This window comes from Leifsonia sp. EB34, from assembly GCF_041260585.1.
Taxonomy (GTDB): Bacteria; Actinomycetota; Actinomycetes; order Actinomycetales; family Microbacteriaceae; genus Leifsonia.
Genome location: NZ_JBGCCV010000002.1, coordinates 737,879 through 755,182, shown reverse-complemented (window position 1 = coordinate 755,182; position 17,304 = coordinate 737,879). Strand labels below are relative to the sequence as shown.

Annotated in this window: 20 protein-coding genes; 6 read left to right on the top strand and 14 right to left on the bottom strand. The window is 71.8% G+C overall.

Going from position 1 to position 17,304, the window contains the following annotated elements; translation table 11 throughout:
* Window positions 1-13: 13 nt before the first annotated feature.
* The 5 genes from ABIA36_RS13090 to dapA form a co-directional block, all read right to left on the bottom strand.
* On the bottom strand, window positions 14-1,228 hold the full coding sequence (locus ABIA36_RS13090) for an ABC transporter permease (protein ID WP_369962884.1): 1,215 nt from the start codon (window positions 1,226-1,228) through the stop codon (window positions 14-16).
* Entirely contained in the window at window positions 1,225-1,926 is a 702-nt protein-coding gene (locus ABIA36_RS13085) for an ABC transporter ATP-binding protein (protein ID WP_369962882.1), read from the bottom strand. The genes ABIA36_RS13090 and ABIA36_RS13085 overlap by 4 nt, the downstream gene beginning before the upstream one ends.
* Entirely contained in the window at window positions 1,923-2,981 is a 1,059-nt protein-coding gene (locus ABIA36_RS13080; RefSeq protein ID WP_369963749.1) for an efflux RND transporter periplasmic adaptor subunit, read from the bottom strand. The genes ABIA36_RS13085 and ABIA36_RS13080 overlap by 4 nt, the downstream gene beginning before the upstream one ends.
* Window positions 2,982-3,068: 87 nt before the next feature.
* Window positions 3,069-4,745, bottom strand: a complete 1,677-nt coding sequence (locus ABIA36_RS13075) for a ribonuclease J (protein WP_369962880.1) — start codon at window positions 4,743-4,745, stop codon at window positions 3,069-3,071.
* Window positions 4,746-4,818: 73 nt separating this feature from the next.
* Window positions 4,819-5,796, bottom strand: coding sequence for a 4-hydroxy-tetrahydrodipicolinate synthase (gene dapA / locus ABIA36_RS13070; RefSeq protein ID WP_369962878.1), 978 nt, complete (start codon window positions 5,794-5,796; stop codon window positions 4,819-4,821).
* A 158-nt stretch (window positions 5,797-5,954) separates the two neighbouring features.
* On the opposite strand from dapA, the gene ABIA36_RS13065 reads away from it, so the two are divergent.
* From ABIA36_RS13065 to ABIA36_RS13050, 4 genes are all read left to right on the top strand, one after another.
* Window positions 5,955-6,377, top strand: a complete 423-nt coding sequence (locus tag ABIA36_RS13065; RefSeq protein WP_369962877.1) for a thioredoxin family protein — start codon at window positions 5,955-5,957, stop codon at window positions 6,375-6,377.
* A gap of 2 nt (window positions 6,378-6,379) precedes the next feature.
* The gene (locus ABIA36_RS13060; protein ID WP_369962875.1) at window positions 6,380-6,871 is read left to right on the top strand and encodes a DUF4395 domain-containing protein; all 492 of its coding nucleotides are present in this window, start codon (window positions 6,380-6,382) and stop codon (window positions 6,869-6,871) included.
* A 104-nt stretch (window positions 6,872-6,975) separates the two neighbouring features.
* Window positions 6,976-7,401, top strand: a complete 426-nt coding sequence (locus ABIA36_RS13055) for an OsmC family peroxiredoxin (RefSeq protein WP_369962874.1) — start codon at window positions 6,976-6,978, stop codon at window positions 7,399-7,401.
* A gap of 4 nt (window positions 7,402-7,405) precedes the next feature.
* Complete coding sequence (locus ABIA36_RS13050; protein WP_369962872.1) at window positions 7,406-8,299, top strand: TIGR01777 family oxidoreductase; 894 nt, start codon at window positions 7,406-7,408, stop codon at window positions 8,297-8,299.
* 3 nt (window positions 8,300-8,302) lie between these two features.
* On the opposite strand, the gene ABIA36_RS13045 is transcribed toward ABIA36_RS13050, so the two are convergent.
* Both ABIA36_RS13045 and dapB read right to left on the bottom strand, forming a co-directional pair.
* Window positions 8,303-8,758: a hypothetical protein gene (locus tag ABIA36_RS13045; RefSeq protein WP_369962870.1), complete on the bottom strand. Its 456-nt coding sequence runs from the start codon at window positions 8,756-8,758 to the stop codon at window positions 8,303-8,305.
* 8 nt (window positions 8,759-8,766) lie between these two features.
* A complete protein-coding gene (dapB, locus tag ABIA36_RS13040; RefSeq protein WP_369962868.1) occupies window positions 8,767-9,546 on the bottom strand; it encodes a 4-hydroxy-tetrahydrodipicolinate reductase in 780 nt (259 codons plus the stop codon).
* A 60-nt stretch (window positions 9,547-9,606) separates the two neighbouring features.
* Here dapB and ABIA36_RS13035 point away from each other — a divergent pair, with 60 nt between their 5' ends.
* On the top strand, window positions 9,607-10,116 hold the full coding sequence (locus ABIA36_RS13035) for a GNAT family N-acetyltransferase (RefSeq protein WP_369962866.1): 510 nt from the start codon (window positions 9,607-9,609) through the stop codon (window positions 10,114-10,116).
* 4 nt (window positions 10,117-10,120) lie between these two features.
* On the opposite strand, the gene ABIA36_RS13030 is transcribed toward ABIA36_RS13035, so the two are convergent.
* Together ABIA36_RS13030 and ABIA36_RS13025 are read right to left on the bottom strand one after the other, a co-directional pair.
* Window positions 10,121-10,723, bottom strand: a complete 603-nt coding sequence (locus ABIA36_RS13030; protein WP_369962864.1) for a histidine phosphatase family protein — start codon at window positions 10,721-10,723, stop codon at window positions 10,121-10,123.
* A 39-nt stretch (window positions 10,724-10,762) separates the two neighbouring features.
* Window positions 10,763-12,112: a M16 family metallopeptidase gene (locus ABIA36_RS13025; protein ID WP_369962861.1), complete on the bottom strand. Its 1,350-nt coding sequence runs from the start codon at window positions 12,110-12,112 to the stop codon at window positions 10,763-10,765.
* Between the two features lie 185 nt (window positions 12,113-12,297).
* On the opposite strand from ABIA36_RS13025, the gene ABIA36_RS13020 reads away from it, so the two are divergent.
* Window positions 12,298-12,882, top strand: a complete 585-nt coding sequence (locus ABIA36_RS13020; protein ID WP_369962859.1) for a TetR/AcrR family transcriptional regulator — start codon at window positions 12,298-12,300, stop codon at window positions 12,880-12,882.
* 220 nt (window positions 12,883-13,102) lie between these two features.
* Here ABIA36_RS13020 and ABIA36_RS13015 read toward each other — a convergent pair whose 3' ends face one another.
* The 5 genes from ABIA36_RS13015 to ABIA36_RS12995 all read right to left on the bottom strand — a co-directional run bounded on the left by ABIA36_RS13015 (window position 13,103) and on the right by ABIA36_RS12995 (window position 17,255).
* Window positions 13,103-14,320 carry an aldo/keto reductase gene (locus ABIA36_RS13015; RefSeq protein ID WP_369962857.1) on the bottom strand — a complete coding sequence of 406 codons (1,218 nt, stop codon included), beginning with the start codon at window positions 14,318-14,320 and terminating at the stop codon, window positions 13,103-13,105.
* 170 nt (window positions 14,321-14,490) lie between these two features.
* Entirely contained in the window at window positions 14,491-15,327 is an 837-nt protein-coding gene (locus ABIA36_RS13010) for a CoA ester lyase (RefSeq protein ID WP_369962856.1), read from the bottom strand.
* Window positions 15,324-15,812, bottom strand: a complete 489-nt coding sequence (locus ABIA36_RS13005) for a MaoC family dehydratase (RefSeq protein WP_369962854.1) — start codon at window positions 15,810-15,812, stop codon at window positions 15,324-15,326. Before ABIA36_RS13005 ends, ABIA36_RS13010 begins: the two co-directional genes overlap by 4 nt.
* A 13-nt stretch (window positions 15,813-15,825) precedes the next feature.
* Complete coding sequence (locus tag ABIA36_RS13000) at window positions 15,826-16,473, bottom strand: CoA transferase subunit B (protein ID WP_369962852.1); 648 nt, start codon at window positions 16,471-16,473, stop codon at window positions 15,826-15,828.
* Window positions 16,470-17,255 carry a CoA transferase subunit A gene (locus ABIA36_RS12995; protein WP_369962850.1) on the bottom strand — a complete coding sequence of 262 codons (786 nt, stop codon included), beginning with the start codon at window positions 17,253-17,255 and terminating at the stop codon, window positions 16,470-16,472. Before ABIA36_RS12995 ends, ABIA36_RS13000 begins: the two co-directional genes overlap by 4 nt.
* Window positions 17,256-17,304: the final 49 nt, after the last annotated feature.

Sequence of the window (17,304 nt, the reverse complement as noted above, 5' to 3'; positions counted from 1 at the left end):
CAGAGACGGGTCGTCAGTACCGGATGGCGTCGATGACCTTCACCCGCACCGCGACGAGCGCCGGCAGCAGTCCCGCGAGCGCCCCGACGGCGGTCGCCGCAACCAGCCCGAGCACGGCGGCCTCCACCGGGAACGGCGGCATGTCGGCGATCATCCCACGACCGAGCTGCTCCTCGACCCACGGGTTCTTCACCGCGAGCACCGAGAGCCCGACACCCGCCGCGCCGGCGACCACCGTGGCGACGACGCTCTCCATCATCACCGCGAAGAAGATCCGCGCGCTCGTCGCCCCGAAGCTGCGCCGCACCCCGATCTCCCGGATCCGGTGCCGCACCGTCACCATGGCGATGTTCACGAGACCGAGCGCGCCGAGCAGGAGGATGAGGACGGCGATGCCGCCGACGCCCAGCTTGAGGGGCAGGAGCGGGTCCCCGTCCCGGTTGGCCAGGTAGTCGATCCGGTCGACGCTCACCGCGTCCTTTCCGAGCGCCTGATCGAACTCGGTGCGGATCGCTTCGACCAGAGGCGTCGCGACCTCCGGGGGCACCCACGCCTCGAGCGACGGCGCTCCGAAGGGGAGTGTCTGCGCTCCGGCGAGCCGGCCAACGGCGGAGTTCAGGACGATCGCCATCGCGTCGTCGGGAGATTCCGGCGTCTTCACGACGCCGATCACGGGTGCCGTCACCTTCGACTCGCCCTGCAGGACGGTCGCGGTGGGGTGAGCGGCGAGCGACGGCGACCCCAGCCGCCGCCAGAACACCTCGTTGACGATGATCGGCGGCGCGAGGAGTTCCTCGTCCGCCGGCCGGAACCAGCGGCCGTCCTTCACGACCGTACGGTGCATCGTCGCGAAGGCGGGATCGACGGTCTGCGCCATCACCGACGTCACCCCGTCGCGGAACTGCACGGGGAGTGACGTGTTCCCGACTTTCGACGAGTAACGGATGTCGTGGCGCTTCAGGATCGTGGCCCACGCCGCGTCGACGCGCTCCTCGCTCGCGGAGTCCTCCTCCACCGGATGAACCGCGATCAGCGCAGGACGTCCGCCCCAGCGCTCATTGCCCTCGCGCATCCCCTGCTCGGCGATGCCCGCGAAACCCACGACCGAACTGAGCGCGCACACCGCAACACCGACCCCGATCAGCGACAGCAGCACCCGGGTGCGGTGGATGCGCAGCTCCTGCCAGGCCTCCACGATCGCGCCCCACAGTGCGGAGAGTGCGTTCATGCTGCCACCTCCGCGGTCGCTGCGTGAAGACGGCCGGAGTCGAGCCGGTAGCGGACCTCCGAGCGCGCGGCGACGGCCGGGTCGTGCGTGATGACGACCAGGGCGGCGTCGTTCTCCGCGGCGACGTCCTCCAGCAGGTCGATGACGGTGGACCCGGTCTCCACGTCCAGCGCGCCGGTCGGCTCGTCGGCCAGGATCAGACGCGGACCGCGCACCAGCGCCCGCGCGATGGCGACGCGCTGCTGCTCGCCGCCGGACAGCACCTCGGGCAGCGAGCCGAGACGATGGCCCAGCCCGACGCGTTCGAGCATCTCCGTCGCGATGGCCCTGCGCTTCCAGAAGCGTCGACCGGTCGCGTAGAGCAACGGGGTCATCACGTTCTCGAGCGCGGTGCGGCCGGACAGCAGGTTGAACTGCTGGAACACGAAGCCCACGTCGGCGCCGCGGCGCAGGTCGCGGGCGCGGCCGCCGATGCGCTCGACCGGCACGCCCTCGAACTCGAACGCGCCGCTGCTCGGGGAGTCCAGGAGGCCGAGGAGGTTGAGCAGGGTCGACTTGCCCGACCCGGATCGGCCGACGACCGACACGCGCTCCCCCGACTCCACGACCAGGTCGACGCCGTGCAGGATCGTGAGCGGCTCGGCGTCCGGGACCCGGACCGTCTTGGTGACACCGCTCAGGCGCAGCAGCGCCGTCACAGTCCGGCTGCCGGGTCGGAGCCTGAGCACATCATCCCGCCGCCGCCCATCGGCACGCAGCCGCCCTCCGGCGTCGCAGCGCCCGGGACGAACTGCAGGACGGAGTCGCCCTCCTTCAGGCCGCCGGCGACCTCGACGGAGGTGCCGTCGGTGAGCCCGAGCGCGACCTCGACCTCCCTCGGCTCGCCGCCCTTCTCGCCCGGGACGTAGACGATGCCCTTCTCGGCGGAGCCCTTGACCGCGGTGGTGGGCACCGTGAGCACGTTCTCCGCGCGACCGGCGGAGATCGTGACATCGGCGCTCAGCCCCGCGAACACGGTCACCTCGGCAGGAACCGCGCAGCGGACGGTGGTGGTGGAGTCGCCGGCGCCGCCGGAACCGCTCGTTCCGGGCTCCGCGTTCGGTGCGGCGTTCGACGCGGTCGCGGGCGGCGTCGTGATGGTCAGCCCGGTGCACGTGAACGGCGCCGGACCGCCCTTCACCGTGACGCTGGCCTCCGTCGGCCGGTGGATGAGGCGGTACTGCTGCTCGGCCGGGAGCGTCGCGGACACCGAGAAGCTCGGCGGCGCGACCGAGCCGGCCGTGTCGCCGATGGCGACGCTCTGGCCGGCGAGCACCGGGAGCTCGCTCAGCACGCCAGCGATCGGCGCGGTGACCTCCGTGTAGCTGATGGCGGGCTTCCGCTCGGTCATGCTCTGCGTGCCGTCCGGCGCGGTCTCCAGGACCGGGTCGCGCGGCGTCTCGACCCGGATGTCGAAGAGCACGGCGCCCGCGTCGACCGGCCGGCCGACCGTCGCCTGGACCTTGTTGACGGTGCCCGCCGCGGTCGCCCGCGCGGGGACCGCGTCGTCGGCGACGATCGATCCGGTCACCGTCACGTCGTTGACGATCGTGCCCGTCGTGACGGTGGCGACCGGATCGGTGAGCTGACCCGTCGGCGTCGCCGGATCGGACGCTCGCGTCTCCCCGCTCGGGAAGAACGCCAGCTTCACCAGCGCGACGGCGATCGCCGCCACGATCACGATTCGGATGACCGGGAAGACCCAGCGTCGCATGACCCCCACAGGCAGCCTCTCATTCGCGTGCGCCGACCCCCGGCGCGCTCGAATTCCAAGCTTACATGTAAGTGGTGATACTCCGGTTCACGCCTCGATGACGAGCGGGACGATCATCGGCCGGCGGCGGTAGCTGGTGTTGACCCAGCGGCCGACGGTCCGGCGGACGACCTGCGAGAGCGCGTGCGAGTCGCGGACGCCGTTGTGCGCCGCGTCCGCGAGCGCCGCCGCGATCTTCGGCTTGACGGCGTCGAACACCGCGTCGTCCTCCGCGAAGCCGCGGGCGTGGATCTCCGGGCCGGTGACGATGCGGCCGCTGGCGGCCTCCACCACCACGATGATGGAGATGAAGCCCTCCTCGCCCAGTATCCGGCGGTCCTTGAGGTCGGCGTCGGTGATCTCGCCGACGCTGGAGCCGTCGACGTAGACGAAGCCGAGGTCGAGCTGGCCGACCACGCGGGCGACGCCGTCGCGCAGGTCGATGACCGTGCCGTCCTCGGCGATGATCGTGTTCTTCTCCGGCACGCCGGTGTCCATCGCCAGGCGCGCGTTGGCGACCAGGTGGCGGTACTCGCCGTGCACGGGCATGACGTTGCGGGGCTTGAGGATGTTGTAGCAGTAGAGCAGTTCGCCGGCGGCCGCGTGGCCGGAGACGTGGACCTTGGCGTTGCCCTTGTGCACCACGTTGGCGCCGAGCTTGGTCAGGCCGTCGATGACCCGGTAGACCGCGTTCTCGTTGCCCGGGATGAGGCTGGAGGCCAGGATGACCGTGTCGCCGGGGCCAACCTCGATCTGGTGGTCGAGGTTCGCCATCCGCGCGAGCACGGCCATCGGCTCGCCCTGGGAGCCGGTCGACATGTAGACGATCTCGTCGTCCGGGAGGTCGGCGGCCTTCTTGTAGTCGATGAGCACGCCCTCGGGCACCTTGAGGTAGCCGAGCTCGGCGGCGATGGTCATGTTGCGCACCATCGAACGGCCGAGCAGCGCGACGCGGCGGCCGTTGGCGGCGGCGGCGTCGAGCACCTGCTGGACGCGGTGCACGTGGCTGGAGAAGCTGGCGACGATCACGCGGCGCGGGGCGCGGGCGATCACGTTGTCGAGCACCGGGCCGATGGAGCGCTCCAGCGGCGTGAAGCCGGGGACGTCGGCGTTGGTGGAGTCGGCCATGAACAGGTCGACGCCCTTCTCGCCGAGGCGGGCGAAGGCGCGCAGATCGGTGATCCGGTCGTCCAGCGGGAGCTGATCCATCTTGAAGTCGCCGGTGTGCAGCACCGTGCCGGCGGGGGTGGTGATGGCGACGGCCAGCGCGTCGGGGATGGAGTGGTTGACCGCCACGAACTCGAGGTCGAACGGGCCGAGCTGCTCGGTGCGGCCCTCCTTGACCGTCAGCGAGTACGGCTGGATGCGGTGCTCCTTGAGCTTCGCCTCCACGAGCGCGAGGGTGAGGCCGGAGCCGATCAGCGGGATGTCGGCGCGCAGCTTGAGGAGGTACGGCACGGCGCCGATGTGGTCCTCGTGGCCGTGGGTGAGCACGACGCCGAGCACGTCGTCGAGGCGGTCGCGGACCGGGGCGAAGTCGGGAAGGATCAGGTCGACGCCGGGCTGGTCCTGCTCGGGGAAGAGGACGCCGCAGTCGACGATGAGGAGCTTGCCTTCGTATTCGAAGACGGTCATGTTGCGGCCGATCTCGCCGAGACCGCCGGTGGGGATGATCCGGAGCGTTCCCGGTTCGAGTGCGGGTGGCGCGGAGACGAGGTTGGGCATGGGCCCTCCAATGTAGAGATGTATACGTTCGCCCGGGCGTTCGACCCGGGGTGGTGCTGACCGCTGAGCGGCCTTAGCGTGTGGCCCCGGCGATCTTGGGCAGAGCGCCGCCGGCGGCGGCGTTCCGGTCGGGGCGGAAGTTTCGGAAGTCGGCGCCCGGGATGTCGCGGACGAGGTCGAGCTCGTCCTCGATCTGGGCGGCCTCCCACTCCTCCGGGCCGACCAGCGGGAGACGGACGCGCGGGCTGGAGATGCGCCCCAGGCCGTGCAGGATGTACTTGGCCGCAACTGTGCCGGGGACGTGCGTCATGACGGCGCGCACCAGAGGCTCCAGCTTCTTGTGGGCCGCGGTCGCGGTGGCCAGGTCGCCGGCGTTGACCGCGTCGACGATCTGGCGGTACGGCGTCGCGGTGATGTTGGCCGTGACCCCGATGAGGCCCGTCGCTCCGATCGCCAGGTGCGGGAGCACATTGGCGTCGTCGCCCGAGAAGTACATCAGGTCGGTCTGGTTGAGCACCCGGCTGACCTCGCTGAAGTCGCCCTTCGCGTCTTTGATGGCGAGCACGTTGGGGTGCTTGGCGATGCGCAGGATGGTCTCGTACTTGATCGGGATGCCGGTGCGGCCCGGGATGTCGTAGAGGATGACCGGCAGGTCGGTCGAGTCCGCGATCATGCGGAAGTGCGTGAGGACGCCGGCCTGGGTCGGCTTGTTGTAATACGGAGTGACGATCATCACGCCGTCGGCGCCGGCCTTCTCGCTCTGCTTGTAGAGCTGGATGGCGTGGGCCGTCTCGTTCGAGCCGCCGCCGGTGATGATCTTGGCCCGGCCGCCCGCGACGTCTTTGCCGACCTCGACCAGGCGCAGCTTCTCGGCGTCGGTGAGGGTGGAGGTCTCGCCCGTGGTGCCGGTGACGACGATGCCGTCCGCTCCCGCCACGATCACGTCGTCGATGTGCTTCTCCACGCCGGCCCAGTCGACCTCGCCATCGGCGGTGAAGGGCGTGACCAGGGCGACGAGCACCTGGCCGAAGGGGTTAGCGGGAGCAGCCATGGTCTCAAGGCTATCGGGTCGGGCCTGGCAGCCGCCTCCCCACCGGCCGATCTGTGGAGAGCTCGCAGCGACCCCGGGCTGTGGAGGACAGCGTTCCCGTCATGTTCGGTCACATTGCCTTCAGCTCCACGCGCTGCGCGCGTATCGTCGCGATCACCATGTCCGCAGCCTCCGCACTCCTCGTCCTGCTCGTCCTGGTCGCCGTCGCGACGGCGGGCGGCCTCCTCTGGCGCGCCCGCACCGGCCGGGTCCGCTCGGCGCGCGCCGACCGGGTCACCGCGGCCGAAGTGGGCGCGACCGGACTCGGCTCGCGGGCGACCCTCGTCCAGTTCTCCACCGCGTTCTGCGCCCAGTGCCCGTCGACCGCGCGCGTGCTGCACGGCGTCGCGGGCGAGCACGACGGTGTGGAGCACCTGGACGTCGACCTGACCGTCCGCCCCGAGCTCGCCCGCCGGTTCGGCGTGCTGCAGACCCCGACCACCCTGCTGCTCGACGCCCGCGGCACCGTCCGCGGCCGGATCGCCGGCGCCGCGCGGCCCGGCGATGTGCGCAGCGCCCTCGACCTCATCCTGACGGAGTGACCATGACAGAGAACACCGGAACCGCCCCGGCGACCCGACCCGGCATCGACCCGCGCTCGCCCCGCTTCGGCGCCGGGATCACGGCCGTCCTGCTGCTGATCGACCTCTTCCTCGCCCTCACGGGCGCGACCGCGGCCGCCGCGGTGCTGCTGCTGCTCGCGATCGCCCTGCTCTTCGCCTGGGGAGCCCTGGCGGGCGTGCGGCGGCACCCCTACGGCCTGCTGTACCGCGTGGCGGTGCGGCCCCGCCTCGCGCCGCCGACCGAGCTGGAGGACCCGGCCCCGCCCACCTTCGCGCAGGCCGTCGGGCTCTTCGTCACCGGCGTCGGCCTCCTGCTGTTCGTGCTCGGCGTGCCGGCCGCACTGCCGATCGCCGCCGCGCTGGCGTTCGTCGCGGCGTTCCTGAACTCCGTGTTCGGGTACTGCCTGGGCTGCCAGCTCTACCTCCTGCTGGTGCGCTCCGGCGTCATCCGGAGCCGCGCCGGCGCCGTCTGAGCGCCGAAACCGGGAATCCCCCGTAGGGGGGTCGACCCGTCGGAGGCCGCCAGTAGTCTGGTCGCACCCGCGCGCACTCCGCGGCGGAGACAACAGGAGGTCTCATGGCAGTCACCAGCGAATCCACCACGGTCTGGACCGGCGATCTGAAGTCCGGCTCTGGCACGGTCTCCCTGGACTCGTCCGGAGCGGCGACCCTCTCGGTGAACTGGAAGGCACGCTCGGAGGGCGGCGCGGAGACCTCCACGCCGGAGGAGTTGCTGGGCGCCGCCCATTCCGCCTGCTTCTCGATGGCGTTCTCGAACGTCCTCGCGGCCTTCGGCACGCCGCCGGAGAGCATCCGCACCACCGCGGCGGTGACCTTCGACCCCTCGCAGGGCATCACCGGCAGCCACCTCCTGGTCGAGGCGAGCGTCCCGGGGCTGGGCGAGGAGGACTTCCAGCGCCTCGCCGACGAGGCCAAGCGCACCTGCCCGGTCTCGCGGGCGCTCGTCGGCATCCCGATCACGATCGAAGCAACGCTGGCCTGAGCCGATGCGGGTGCTCGTGGCCGGCGCATCCGGCATGATCGGCACCGCGCTCGTCCGCGCGCTGACGGCGGAGGGCCACGACGCCCTCCGCCTGGTGCGCCGGGAGCCGGCCGCCGCGGACGAGCGCGCGTGGGCCCCCACAGCGCGCAGCATCGACCTGCGGCTGCTGGACGACGCCGACGCCCTGGTGAACCTCTCCGGAGCCTCGCTCAACAAACTGCCGTGGACGGCGGCGCACAAGCGCCGGATCCTCGACTCGCGCCTGGCCGCCACAGGTACGCTGGCCGACGGGATGCGCCAGGCCGCGAACCCGCCCGCCGTGTTCGTCAGCGGCTCGGCGGTCGGCTACTACGGCGACCGGCCCGGGCAGACCCTGACCGAGGACTCCGCCAAGGGCACCGGGTTCCTCTCGGACGTGGTGGAGGCCTGGGAGACCGCGGCGCACCTCGCGCCCAGCGGCACCCGCGTGGTCACCATCCGCACCGGCCTCGTGGTCGGGCCCGGCGGCGCGATGGCGCCGCTGCTGCCGCTGGCGAAGGCCGGGCTCCTCGGCCCGATCGCGGGCGGTCGGCAGCACTGGCCCTGGGTGAGCCTGCACGACGAGGCCGCGGCGATCGTGCACCTGCTGAGCACCGGCCTGAGCGGACCCGTCGATGTCGTCGGCCCCGAGCCCGCGACCGCCGGCGAGGTGCTGCGCGCGCTCGCGAAGGCGGTGCACCGGCCCTACGGCCTGCCGTTGCCGGGGCCGGTCGTGAAGCTGGCTCTCGGCGAGGCCGGACGCGAGCTGCTGCTCGCGGATCAGCGGGTGCTGCCGCAACGCCTGCTCGACGACGGATTCGCGTTCAGGGACACGACGGTGCGGGACGCGATGGCCCGGCTGGTGAAGCAGGCGGCCTAGCGGCTACCGCGCCGCGCGCTCCTGCGCCCGGTACAGCCCGATCGCCTGCCGCAGCGCCGCCCGGGCGCGCCGGCGGTCGCCGCTCGCGTCATAGGCGAGGCCGAGCCGGAACCACGCGCGCCAGCTCTCGGGCGACGCCTCCACCTCCGCCTTGAACTGCGGGAACTCCGCGTCGGCGGCGTCGCGCAGCGGCCGGCCGCTCGCCCGGTGCGGCAGGTCGTCCACCGGCAGCGTGCCCTCGGTGGCCATCAGCTTGACGAGCTTCTCGGTGCGCGCGCCGAAGAGCAGCTCGCGGACGAGCGCCCACGCCGCGACCAGCCCGATCACGATCAGGGCGACGCTCATCGCGATCCCGACCGCCGACCCGGAGGCGAACAGCAGCACCGCGCGCTGGAAGACGAGCACCAGATACACGACGAGCAGCAGCGCCATGAAGAGCGCCGAGAGACGGTTGCGCATCGGGCGGCCTACACCTCGCGGACGGTCGGGCGCGGCGGCTCCCCGTCCGGCACGGAGATGCCGAGGTCGACGAGCTTGTCCAGGCCGACGACCACGCCGGTCGTCGTCGCCGCGGCGCGGAGGGCGAGCAGGATGCCGACCTCGTAGGCGTCCTGCCCGATCGTGTCGTGGCGGATGGTGAGGGTCTCCCCCGCCCCGCCGAAGATCACCTGCTGCTGGGCGGCGACGCCGCGCATCCGGAGGCTGTGGATCGGAACGCTGCCGACCTGCTGGCCGCGCGCCCGCTGGTCGGTGTGCGGCGCGTCCACCGGGCCGCGCTGCAGGCGGGCGGCCGCGATCAGCTCGGCGGTCCGCACCGCGGTGCCGGAGGGCGAGTCGACCTTGCCCGGACCGTGCGTCTCGACGATCTCGATGGAGTCGAAGAACCGGGCGGCGACGGTCGCGAAGGCGGTGCCGAGCGCGGAGCCGATGGAGAAGTTGGGGATCACGACGGCGCCGGCGCCCTCGTGCCCGGCCACCCGGCGCTCCAGGTCGAGGATGCGGTCGGCCGACCAGCCGGAGGTCCCGACCAGCACGTTGAGGCCGTGATCGACGGCGTAGGCGACGATGCCCGGGCTGACGTGCGGGAGCGTCATGTCCACCAGCACGTCGGCGCCGAGCATGGCGTCGAGCGGGCTGCGGGAGTCGAGGGCGGCCACGAGCTCCAGGTCGTCGGCCGCCTCGATGAGACGGACCGCCACGGATCCGAGCTTGCCGGTCGCCCCGGCGACGGCCACGCGAATAGTCACCCGTCCACCCTACCTGCCGCGCACATCCGGCGGTCCGTGCCGACGGTCTAGCCTGGGACGATGGTCTCCTTTGCCGATGTCTCCGTCACCGACGCGACCGCCCACCGGATGCTGGCGGACTACTTCGCCGAACGCGCGAAGACCTTCCCCGCCTCCCAGGGCGCGTACCGCACGACCTTCCCGGACCCCGGCCAGTTCGTGCCGCCGACGGGCGTCTTCCTGCTGGCGTACGACGACGGGGAGGCCGGCTGCGGCGGCATCCGCGAGCTGGCGGTGCCGCTGTCGGAGACCGAGGACGGCGAGCAGGTCGTCCGCTACGAGATCAAGCATCTCTGGGTGGCGCCCGCTCATCGCGGCCGGGGCCTCGGCCGTGCCATCCTCGCCGAGCTGGAGCACCGCGCGCGGGGCTTCGGCGCGACCGAGGTCGTCCTCGACACCAACGCCAGCCTGGAGGCCGCGGGCGGCCTCTACCGCTCGCACGGCTACGAGAGCATCCAGCCCTACAACGACAACCCGAACGCGACGGACTGGTTCCGCAAGCGACTCGGCCCGGACGCGGCGTCCGCCTGAGTCGCTAGACCGGCTGGAGCTCCGGCAGGCCGGTGCGCAGCTCGACCGGCAGGTGGCCGAGGTCGTTGTGCACCACCAGCACCGGGGGCTTGGCCGAGCGCACCCGGATGATGGTGAGCCCGCAGTTCGCCTGGTTGAGGCCGAGCCACCGCCAGGCCGGCGCGTCGAACACGTGCCGGACGAACCAGCCGATCACGAAGTTGTGGGTCACCAGCAGGTCGTGCCGGTCGCCCATCGCGGGCGTCAGGAACTCGTGGACGGCGTCGTCCATCTGGGCCCGACCCGCCTCGATCTCCGCCTCGGTCACCGGGCCGAAGAACGACTCGAACGCCTTGGGCATGTCGGGCGTCGGCCCGGACGGGATGCAGTCGAACAGCAGGCTGGAGGGCTCCGGCACCACGGCGGGCATCCGCTCGGCGATGATCGAGGCCGTCTGCTCCGCGCGCACGAGCGGCGAGTGGTACATGCCGGTCAGCGGCAGGCCGCTCAGCCGGTCGGCGATGAGCTGCGCCTGGCGCTTGCCGCGGGGCGAGAGCGGGCCGTCGGGCAGGCCGTGCTCGGCGTCCTGCTGCTCGCCGTGACGCACGAGGTAGAGGTAGTGGGGCACCGGTAGACCTTTCGATGTAACGGGAATGGAGACAGGCGGTCAGGCCACGAGGCCCGCGAAGACGTCGTCGTCGACGCCACCCACCGCGGAGATCGAGACCGGGCGGTCGGCCAGGTCCCGTGCGAGTTCTCGGACGTCACCGGCAGTGACGAGGTGGAGCCGGCGGAGGCTCTCGTCGAGGTCGGCGAACTCCCCCAGGCTGATCTCGGCGCGGCCGAGCCGGGACATCCGGGTGTCGGAGTCCTCCAACGCGAGCGCGGCCCCGCCGGAGAGCTGGCCGACGGCGCGGCGCAGCTCGTCGGCCGTCACGCCGCCGTCGGCGAGGCGGTGCAGTTCGGAGAGCATCAGTTCGGCGACCTGCCTGGCCTTCGCCGGGGCGCAGGCGGAGAACAGCCCGAAGACCCCGGCGTCGGAGTAGGAGCCGGAGAACGAGTAGACGGCGTAGGCCAGGCCGCGCTTCTCGCGCACCTCCTGGAACAGCCGGCTGGACATCCCGCCGCCGAGGACGGAGTTGAGCACGCTCATCGTGGTGCGGCGCTCGTCGGTCGCGACGATGCCGGGCATGCCGATGATGAGGTTGGCCTGCTCGATCGGCCGGGACACGGTCACGATCGGCGCGCCGCGTTCGACTGTCGCCTGGTCTATCGAACGACGGTCCACGGGCGCGGCCACCTCGTCCGGGTCCCAACCCGCAGCGTCGAGCGCCCGCTGCACCCCCGCCACGAGCACGTCGTGGTCGACCGCGCCGGCGGCCGTCACGACCAGGTCGCGCGGCCGGTAGTTGGCGCGGTAGTGGGCCCACACCGCGTCGCGGGTGGCGGCACGGATGGTGTCGGGTCGGCCGCCGATCGGCCGGCCTAGTGGATGGGCGCCGAGCACCGCCGTGAAGAGCCGTTCGTTGGCGACGTCGGCCGGGTCGTCCTCGGCCATCGACAGCTCTTCGAGGATGACGCCGCGCTCGTTCTCGAACTCGGTGGGGTCTAGCACGGAGGAGGTGAGCATGTCGCCGATGACCTCGACGGCCATCGGGAGGTCGCGGTCCTGCACCTTGGCGTAGTAGCAGGTGTACTCCTTGGCCGTCATCGCGTTGTGCTCGCCGCCGACCGAGTCGAAGGACACCGCGATGTCGAGCGCGGTGCGCGTGCGCGTGCCTTTGAACAGCAGGTGCTCGAGGAAGTGCGTGGAGCCGAGGCTGCCTGGCACCTCGGCCGTCTCGTCGCGGGAGCCGACCGCCACCCAGTAGCCGAGGGTCGCGCTGCGCGCACCGGGGACCTGCTCGCTGAGGATGCGGACGCCGTTCGGCAGGATCGTGCGCCGGACGAGGGCTTCGCCGGAGGCGGCGAAAGCGAGGTCGGCCAAACCGAGCGGGAGGTCGACTGCGCTGTTCATCCCCTCAACCCTACGCCAGCGGTCGTTCGATGGCGGAGATGGCGAAATTGAGGACAAACAGACTGGTCTGTCTACCGCTATACTGAAGTGACCACCCCGACCGGTCGTCCCCCCTTGGACCGGTCGGGGAGGTTCTCAGCCACAGCGTGGAGGCCACAGCCTCCCGGAGAGAGGAGACGACCAGCATGGTCGTAAGTGCCCGCGCCACCATCCGGCCGCCCGCACCGTCGAAGATCAAGATCCTCGCGACCGCCGACGAACTCTTCTACCAGGAGGGCATCCACACCGTCGGCGTCGACCGCATCATCGCGGGCGCCCGGGTGACGAAGGCCACGTTCTACAAGCACTTCCGCTCCAAGGACCTGCTAATCATCGCCTACGTCGAGGGCCGGGACCGCCAGAAGCGCGACTGGTTCGCCGAGCAGGAGGCCGAGCTCTCCGACCCGACGGCGATCGCCCGCGCCCTGGTGGACTCCATCAACGCCGAGGCGGTGCGCCCGGGCTTCCGCGGCGACCCGTTCATCAACGCCGCGGCGCAGTTCGCCGACGAGAACCACCCGGTGCGCGTCGCCGTGACCGCCCACCGGGACTGGTACGCCAAGCGCATCGAGGAGCTGTTCCGGCAGATCGGTCACCCGCGGCCCGGGGATGCGGCGGACGACCTCATCCTCGCCCGTGACGGCGCGCTGGCCGGCGGCTACGTGGGCGACCCGATCGCGGCGGGCGCGGCACTGCACCGGGCGCTCGACCGCATCCTCGCGGAGAAGTAGGCCGCTCCGTAACTCCGGAGAGTCGGCGCGACGCGCCGCCCGACATTCCGTAACTCCGGAGAACGGCCCGGGTCGGGCGCGGATGTCCGGAGTTACGGAGAGCCATTGCGCATCGGTAACTCCGGAGGTTCGGGCCAAGTCGGGGCCGAAGTCCGGAGTTACGGGGCGTCGGACGGCGTGGCGGGACAGGTGTCCGGAGTTGCGGACGCAGCAGCGCGGGCTACTCGGAGACGCGGTCGAGCTCGAGCATCTGGGCCCGGGTGAGGCGGATGCCGGCGGCGGCCATCAGGCCGTCGACCTGCTCGGGGCGGCTGGCGCTCGCCACCGGGGCCACGATGGTCCGCTTGGCCAGCAGCCACGCGATCGCGACGCTCGCCGCGGACACCCCGTGCTCGGCGGCGATCCGGTCGAGCACGGCCAGGACGCGCATGCCCTTGCGGTTGACGTACGCGGAGGCACGGACGCTCCGCGCGTCGGCGCTGAGGTCGGCCTTCGACCGGTACTTGCCGGTGAGGAAGCCGTTGGCCAGCGCGTAGTACGGCATCACGGCGAGGCCCTGGGCCGCCGCGACGATGCGCAGCGCGCTCTCGAACTCGGCGCGGTGCATCAGGTTGTACTGGGTCTGGATGGCGACGAACTTCGGGAGGCCGGCCGAGGCCAGCACGCGCGCCTCGATGAGGCGGTCCGCGCTGAAGTTGGACGCGCCGAGGTAGCGGACCTTGCCCGTCTCGATGAGCCACTCGGCGGTGGCCAGGCTGTCCTCCAGCGGCACCTCGGTGTCGTCGTCGTGGAAGTACAGCAGGTCGATGTGGTCGGTCTGCAGGCGCTCGAGGGAGGCCTCCACGGCGCGCACGATGCTCACCGAGCCGAGGCCGGGGTTCTCGTGGTGGCGGCCGACCTTGGTCGCGACCACCATGCGGTCGCGGTTGCCGCGCTCGCGCATCCACTTGCCGATGAGGACTTCGCTGCGGCCGCCGACGTAGCTGTCGGCGGTGTCGATGAAGTCGCCGCCCAGCGAAGCGAAGCGGTCGAGGATCGCGAGCGACGTGTCACCGTCCGCAGTCCAGCCGAAGACGCTCGCGCCGAGCGACAGCGGGTACACCGCGAGCTCGCTCTCGCCGATGCGGCGCGGGGCGATGATCGGCAGCGGGCCGGTGCGCTCCAGCCGGGGGTCGATGTCGTAGGGGCCGCCGGTGTCGGTCGAGGGCTCCGAGAGGCTCACAGGAGCGGACGGTCGCGGGGAGGTCGCGGCAGGCGGCGCCGAGGGCGCGGCGGACTGCGGCGACGCCGGAACGGACACGACGGAAGGCCGCGCCGGGGTCGGCGCCGCGGACGCGACAGCCGGGTCGGACGTGCCGTCGGCACCGGCCACGACCGCTGCCGCACGAGCGCGGAGCCCGACGCTTTCGAGCAGACGCAGGGGAAGGAGCTGTGGCATCTCTTCCCCCCTTCCAGGCGTTCGAGCGGTGGTCACGCTGACGATCGATTCGTGGCTCGAAACGATTCGAGGGTGCTCTGCTCCGGAACGTTAAGGGCAGAGTACGTCATGCCGCCGACACGGCACGACCAAACCGGTGAACGGCGCGAAAAACGTTCATCACGGTTTCATCACGACGCGCTCGTCGCCCTCCGAAGCACCGATCGGGCGTGAGAGAGGATCGGTCCGTCGATCATCCGGCCGTTGTGCCGGAAGACTCCCCCGCCGGCCGCTCTGGCGGCCTCCAGCAGTTCGACGGCCTCGGCCACCTGGGCCTCGTCCGGCCGGTACGCGGCGCGGACCGTCTCCACCTGGGAGGGGTGGATGCAGGCGGTCGCGGCGAACCCGACGGCGACCGCGTCCGCGGCCTCCGCCGCGAGCCCGTCCAGGTCGGCGATGTCGAGGTGCACCGTGTCGATGGCGGGTTTCCCGGCGGCTCCGGCTGCCAGCAGCACCGCCGAGCGGGCGTGCGCCGCCACGTCGCGGTACCGGCCGTCCGGGTGCCGGCTGGAGGTGCCGCCGAGGGAGGCGACCAGGTCCTCCGCTCCCCACATCAGCGCGACGACGTGCTCGGCGGCCGCCAGCTCGCCCGCCGCCACAACGCCGGCCGCGGTCTCGCACAGGGCGATGACGTGGAGGCCGTCGAGCGCGGCGAGGTCGGCCGCGCGCTCCGCCTTGGGCAGCATCACGGCGGTGTACGGGGTGAGTGCGAGGGCCGCGAGGTCGGCGGCCTGATCGTCGGTCCCGGACTGATTGACCCGCACGATCACCCGGGCCGGGTCGAGGTCGGAGGCCGCCATCGCCTCCCGGGCCGCCGGACGTCGCGCAGGGTCGACGGCGTCCTCCAGGTCGAGGATGATGGCGTCCGCCCGCTCCAGCGCCTTCGCGTACCGGTCGGGCCGGTCGGCCGGGCAGAAGAGCAGCGCCGGGCCCCACGGGAATGAGCCGGCAGGGGGGAACGGCGTCATGCGTCCGCCGTCCGGAGGTGCGCGTCGCGGCACCACACCATGACCTGCCGGGTCGCGGTGGCGACCACGACGCCGTCCTGGTTGCGCCCGGTGTGCTCCAGCGTCACGATGCCCTGGCCGGGACGGGAGGCCGACAGCCGCTTGGCCGTCACCGTCGTCTCGGAGTAGAGCGTGTCGCCGTGGTACAGCGGGTGCGGGAAGGAGACCTCCGAGAAGCCGAGGTTCGCGACGATCGTGCCCTGCGTGAGCTGCGCGACCGACGCGCCGACGATCGTCGCGAGCGTCCACATCGAGTTCATCAGCCGCTCGCCGAACGGCTGCCGCGCCGACCACGCGGCATCCAGGTGCAGCGCCTGCGTGTTCATCGTGAGCGTGGTGAAGAGGACGTTGTCGGCCTCCGTCACGGTGCGGCCGGGGCGGTGCAGGTAGCGGGTCTCCTCCTCGAACTCCTCGTAGTAGAGGCCGCGCTGCTCGACTTCCTTCATGATGCCGTCTCCTTCATCGGGCCGGCTCCAGCTCCACCGCGAGCGGGGCGCCCGTCGCGGCCACGACCTCCTCGACCGTCACGCCCGGCGCCGTCTCGCGCAGGACGAGCCCGTCCGGCGTCACGTCGATCACGGCGAGGTCGGTGATGATGCGGTCCACGCAGCCGGTGCCGGTCAGCGGGAGGGTGCACTCGGCGAGGATCTTGGGCCGGCCCTCCTTGTCGACGTGCTCCATCATCACGATCAGCCGCTTGGCCCCGAACACCAGGTCCATGGCGCCGCCCATGCCCTTGACCATCTTGCCGGGGATCATCCAGTTGGCCAGGTCGCCGGTGGCCGAGACCTCCATCGCGCCGAGCACCGCGACGTCCACGTGGCCGCCGCGCACCATCCCGAACGACAGCGACGAGTCGAAGTAGGCCGCGCCGCGCTTGACGGTGACGGTCTCCTTGCCCGCGTTGATGAGGTCGGGGTCCACGTCGGCGTCGGCCGGGTAGGGGCCGACGCCGAGCACGCCGTTCTCGGAGTGCAGGATGACCTCCACGCCCTCCGGGATGTAGTTCGGGATGAGCGTCGGCATCCCGATGCCGAGGTTCACGTACTGGCCGTTCTCCAGCTCCTGCGCCACGCGGGCGGCGAGCTCGGTGCGGGTGAGGCTCATCGGGCGGTCCCTTCCGGAGCGGTGGATGCGGCGGGGGCGGCGACGGTGCGCCGCTCGATCCGCTTCTCGACGTCGGGCGCGTGCACCACGCGCTGGACGAAGATGCCGGGCAGGTGCACCTCCCCCGGCGCGAGCTCGCCGGGCTCGACCAGCTCCTCCACCTCGGCGATCGTGATGCGGCCCGCCATCGCGGCCAGCGGGTTGAAATTCATCGCGGCGGCGTGGAAGACCAGGTTGCCGTGCCGGTCGCCCTTGGCCGCGTGCACGAGCGCGAAGTCGGGGCGCAGCGAGCGCTCCAGCACGTAGGAGGCGCCGTCGAACTCGCGCACCTCCTTCGGCTCGCTCGCCACCGCGACCGACCCGTCGTCGTTGTAACGCCGCGGGAGGCCACCGAGCGCGATCTGCGTGCCGACGCCGGCCGGCGTGTAGAACGCCGGGATGCCCGCTCCGCCGGCCCGCAGCTTCTCGGCGAGCGTGCCCTGCGGAGTCAGCTCCACCTCCAGCTCGCCGGAGAGGAACTGCCGCGCGAACTCCTTGTTCTCGCCGACGTACGAGCTGATCATCTTGCGGATGCGCCGCTGGCCGAGCAGGAGCCCGAGGCCCCAGTCATCCACGCCGCAGTTGTTGCTGATTACTTCGAGGTCGGTCGTGCCGGCCTCCAGCAGCGCCTGGATGAGCGCGCTCGGGATGCCGCACAGCCCGAAGCCGCCCACGGCCAGCCCGGCGCCGCTCGGGATGTCGGCCACCGCCTCCGCCGCGCTCCCCACCGTCTTATCGATCACGCTCTGTCTCCCCTGTCTCCAACTGTCCAACTGCCGAGTACGCGAAAAG

Coding starts and splice junctions, on each gene's coding strand:
- ABIA36_RS13090 (WP_369962884.1), bottom strand. CDS start 1,228: ATGAACGCACTCTCCGCACTGTGGGGCGCGATCGTGGAGGCCTGGCAG.
- ABIA36_RS13080 (WP_369963749.1), bottom strand. CDS start 2,981: ATGCGACGCTGGGTCTTCCCGGTCATCCGAATCGTGATCGTGGCGGCG.
- ABIA36_RS13075 (WP_369962880.1), bottom strand. CDS start 4,745: ATGCCCAACCTCGTCTCCGCGCCACCCGCACTCGAACCGGGAACGCTC.
- dapA (WP_369962878.1), bottom strand. CDS start 5,796: ATGGCTGCTCCCGCTAACCCCTTCGGCCAGGTGCTCGTCGCCCTGGTC.
- ABIA36_RS13065 (WP_369962877.1), top strand. CDS start 5,955: ATGTCCGCAGCCTCCGCACTCCTCGTCCTGCTCGTCCTGGTCGCCGTC.
- ABIA36_RS13060 (WP_369962875.1), top strand. CDS start 6,380: ATGACAGAGAACACCGGAACCGCCCCGGCGACCCGACCCGGCATCGAC.
- ABIA36_RS13055 (WP_369962874.1), top strand. CDS start 6,976: ATGGCAGTCACCAGCGAATCCACCACGGTCTGGACCGGCGATCTGAAG.
- ABIA36_RS13050 (WP_369962872.1), top strand. CDS start 7,406: ATGCGGGTGCTCGTGGCCGGCGCATCCGGCATGATCGGCACCGCGCTC.
- ABIA36_RS13045 (WP_369962870.1), bottom strand. CDS start 8,758: ATGCGCAACCGTCTCTCGGCGCTCTTCATGGCGCTGCTGCTCGTCGTG.
- ABIA36_RS13035 (WP_369962866.1), top strand. CDS start 9,607: ATGGTCTCCTTTGCCGATGTCTCCGTCACCGACGCGACCGCCCACCGG.
- ABIA36_RS13025 (WP_369962861.1), bottom strand. CDS start 12,112: ATGAACAGCGCAGTCGACCTCCCGCTCGGTTTGGCCGACCTCGCTTTC.
- ABIA36_RS13020 (WP_369962859.1), top strand. CDS start 12,298: ATGGTCGTAAGTGCCCGCGCCACCATCCGGCCGCCCGCACCGTCGAAG.
- ABIA36_RS13015 (WP_369962857.1), bottom strand. CDS start 14,320: ATGCCACAGCTCCTTCCCCTGCGTCTGCTCGAAAGCGTCGGGCTCCGC.
- ABIA36_RS13010 (WP_369962856.1), bottom strand. CDS start 15,327: ATGACGCCGTTCCCCCCTGCCGGCTCATTCCCGTGGGGCCCGGCGCTG.
- ABIA36_RS13005 (WP_369962854.1), bottom strand. CDS start 15,812: ATGAAGGAAGTCGAGCAGCGCGGCCTCTACTACGAGGAGTTCGAGGAG.
- ABIA36_RS13000 (WP_369962852.1), bottom strand. CDS start 16,473: ATGAGCCTCACCCGCACCGAGCTCGCCGCCCGCGTGGCGCAGGAGCTG.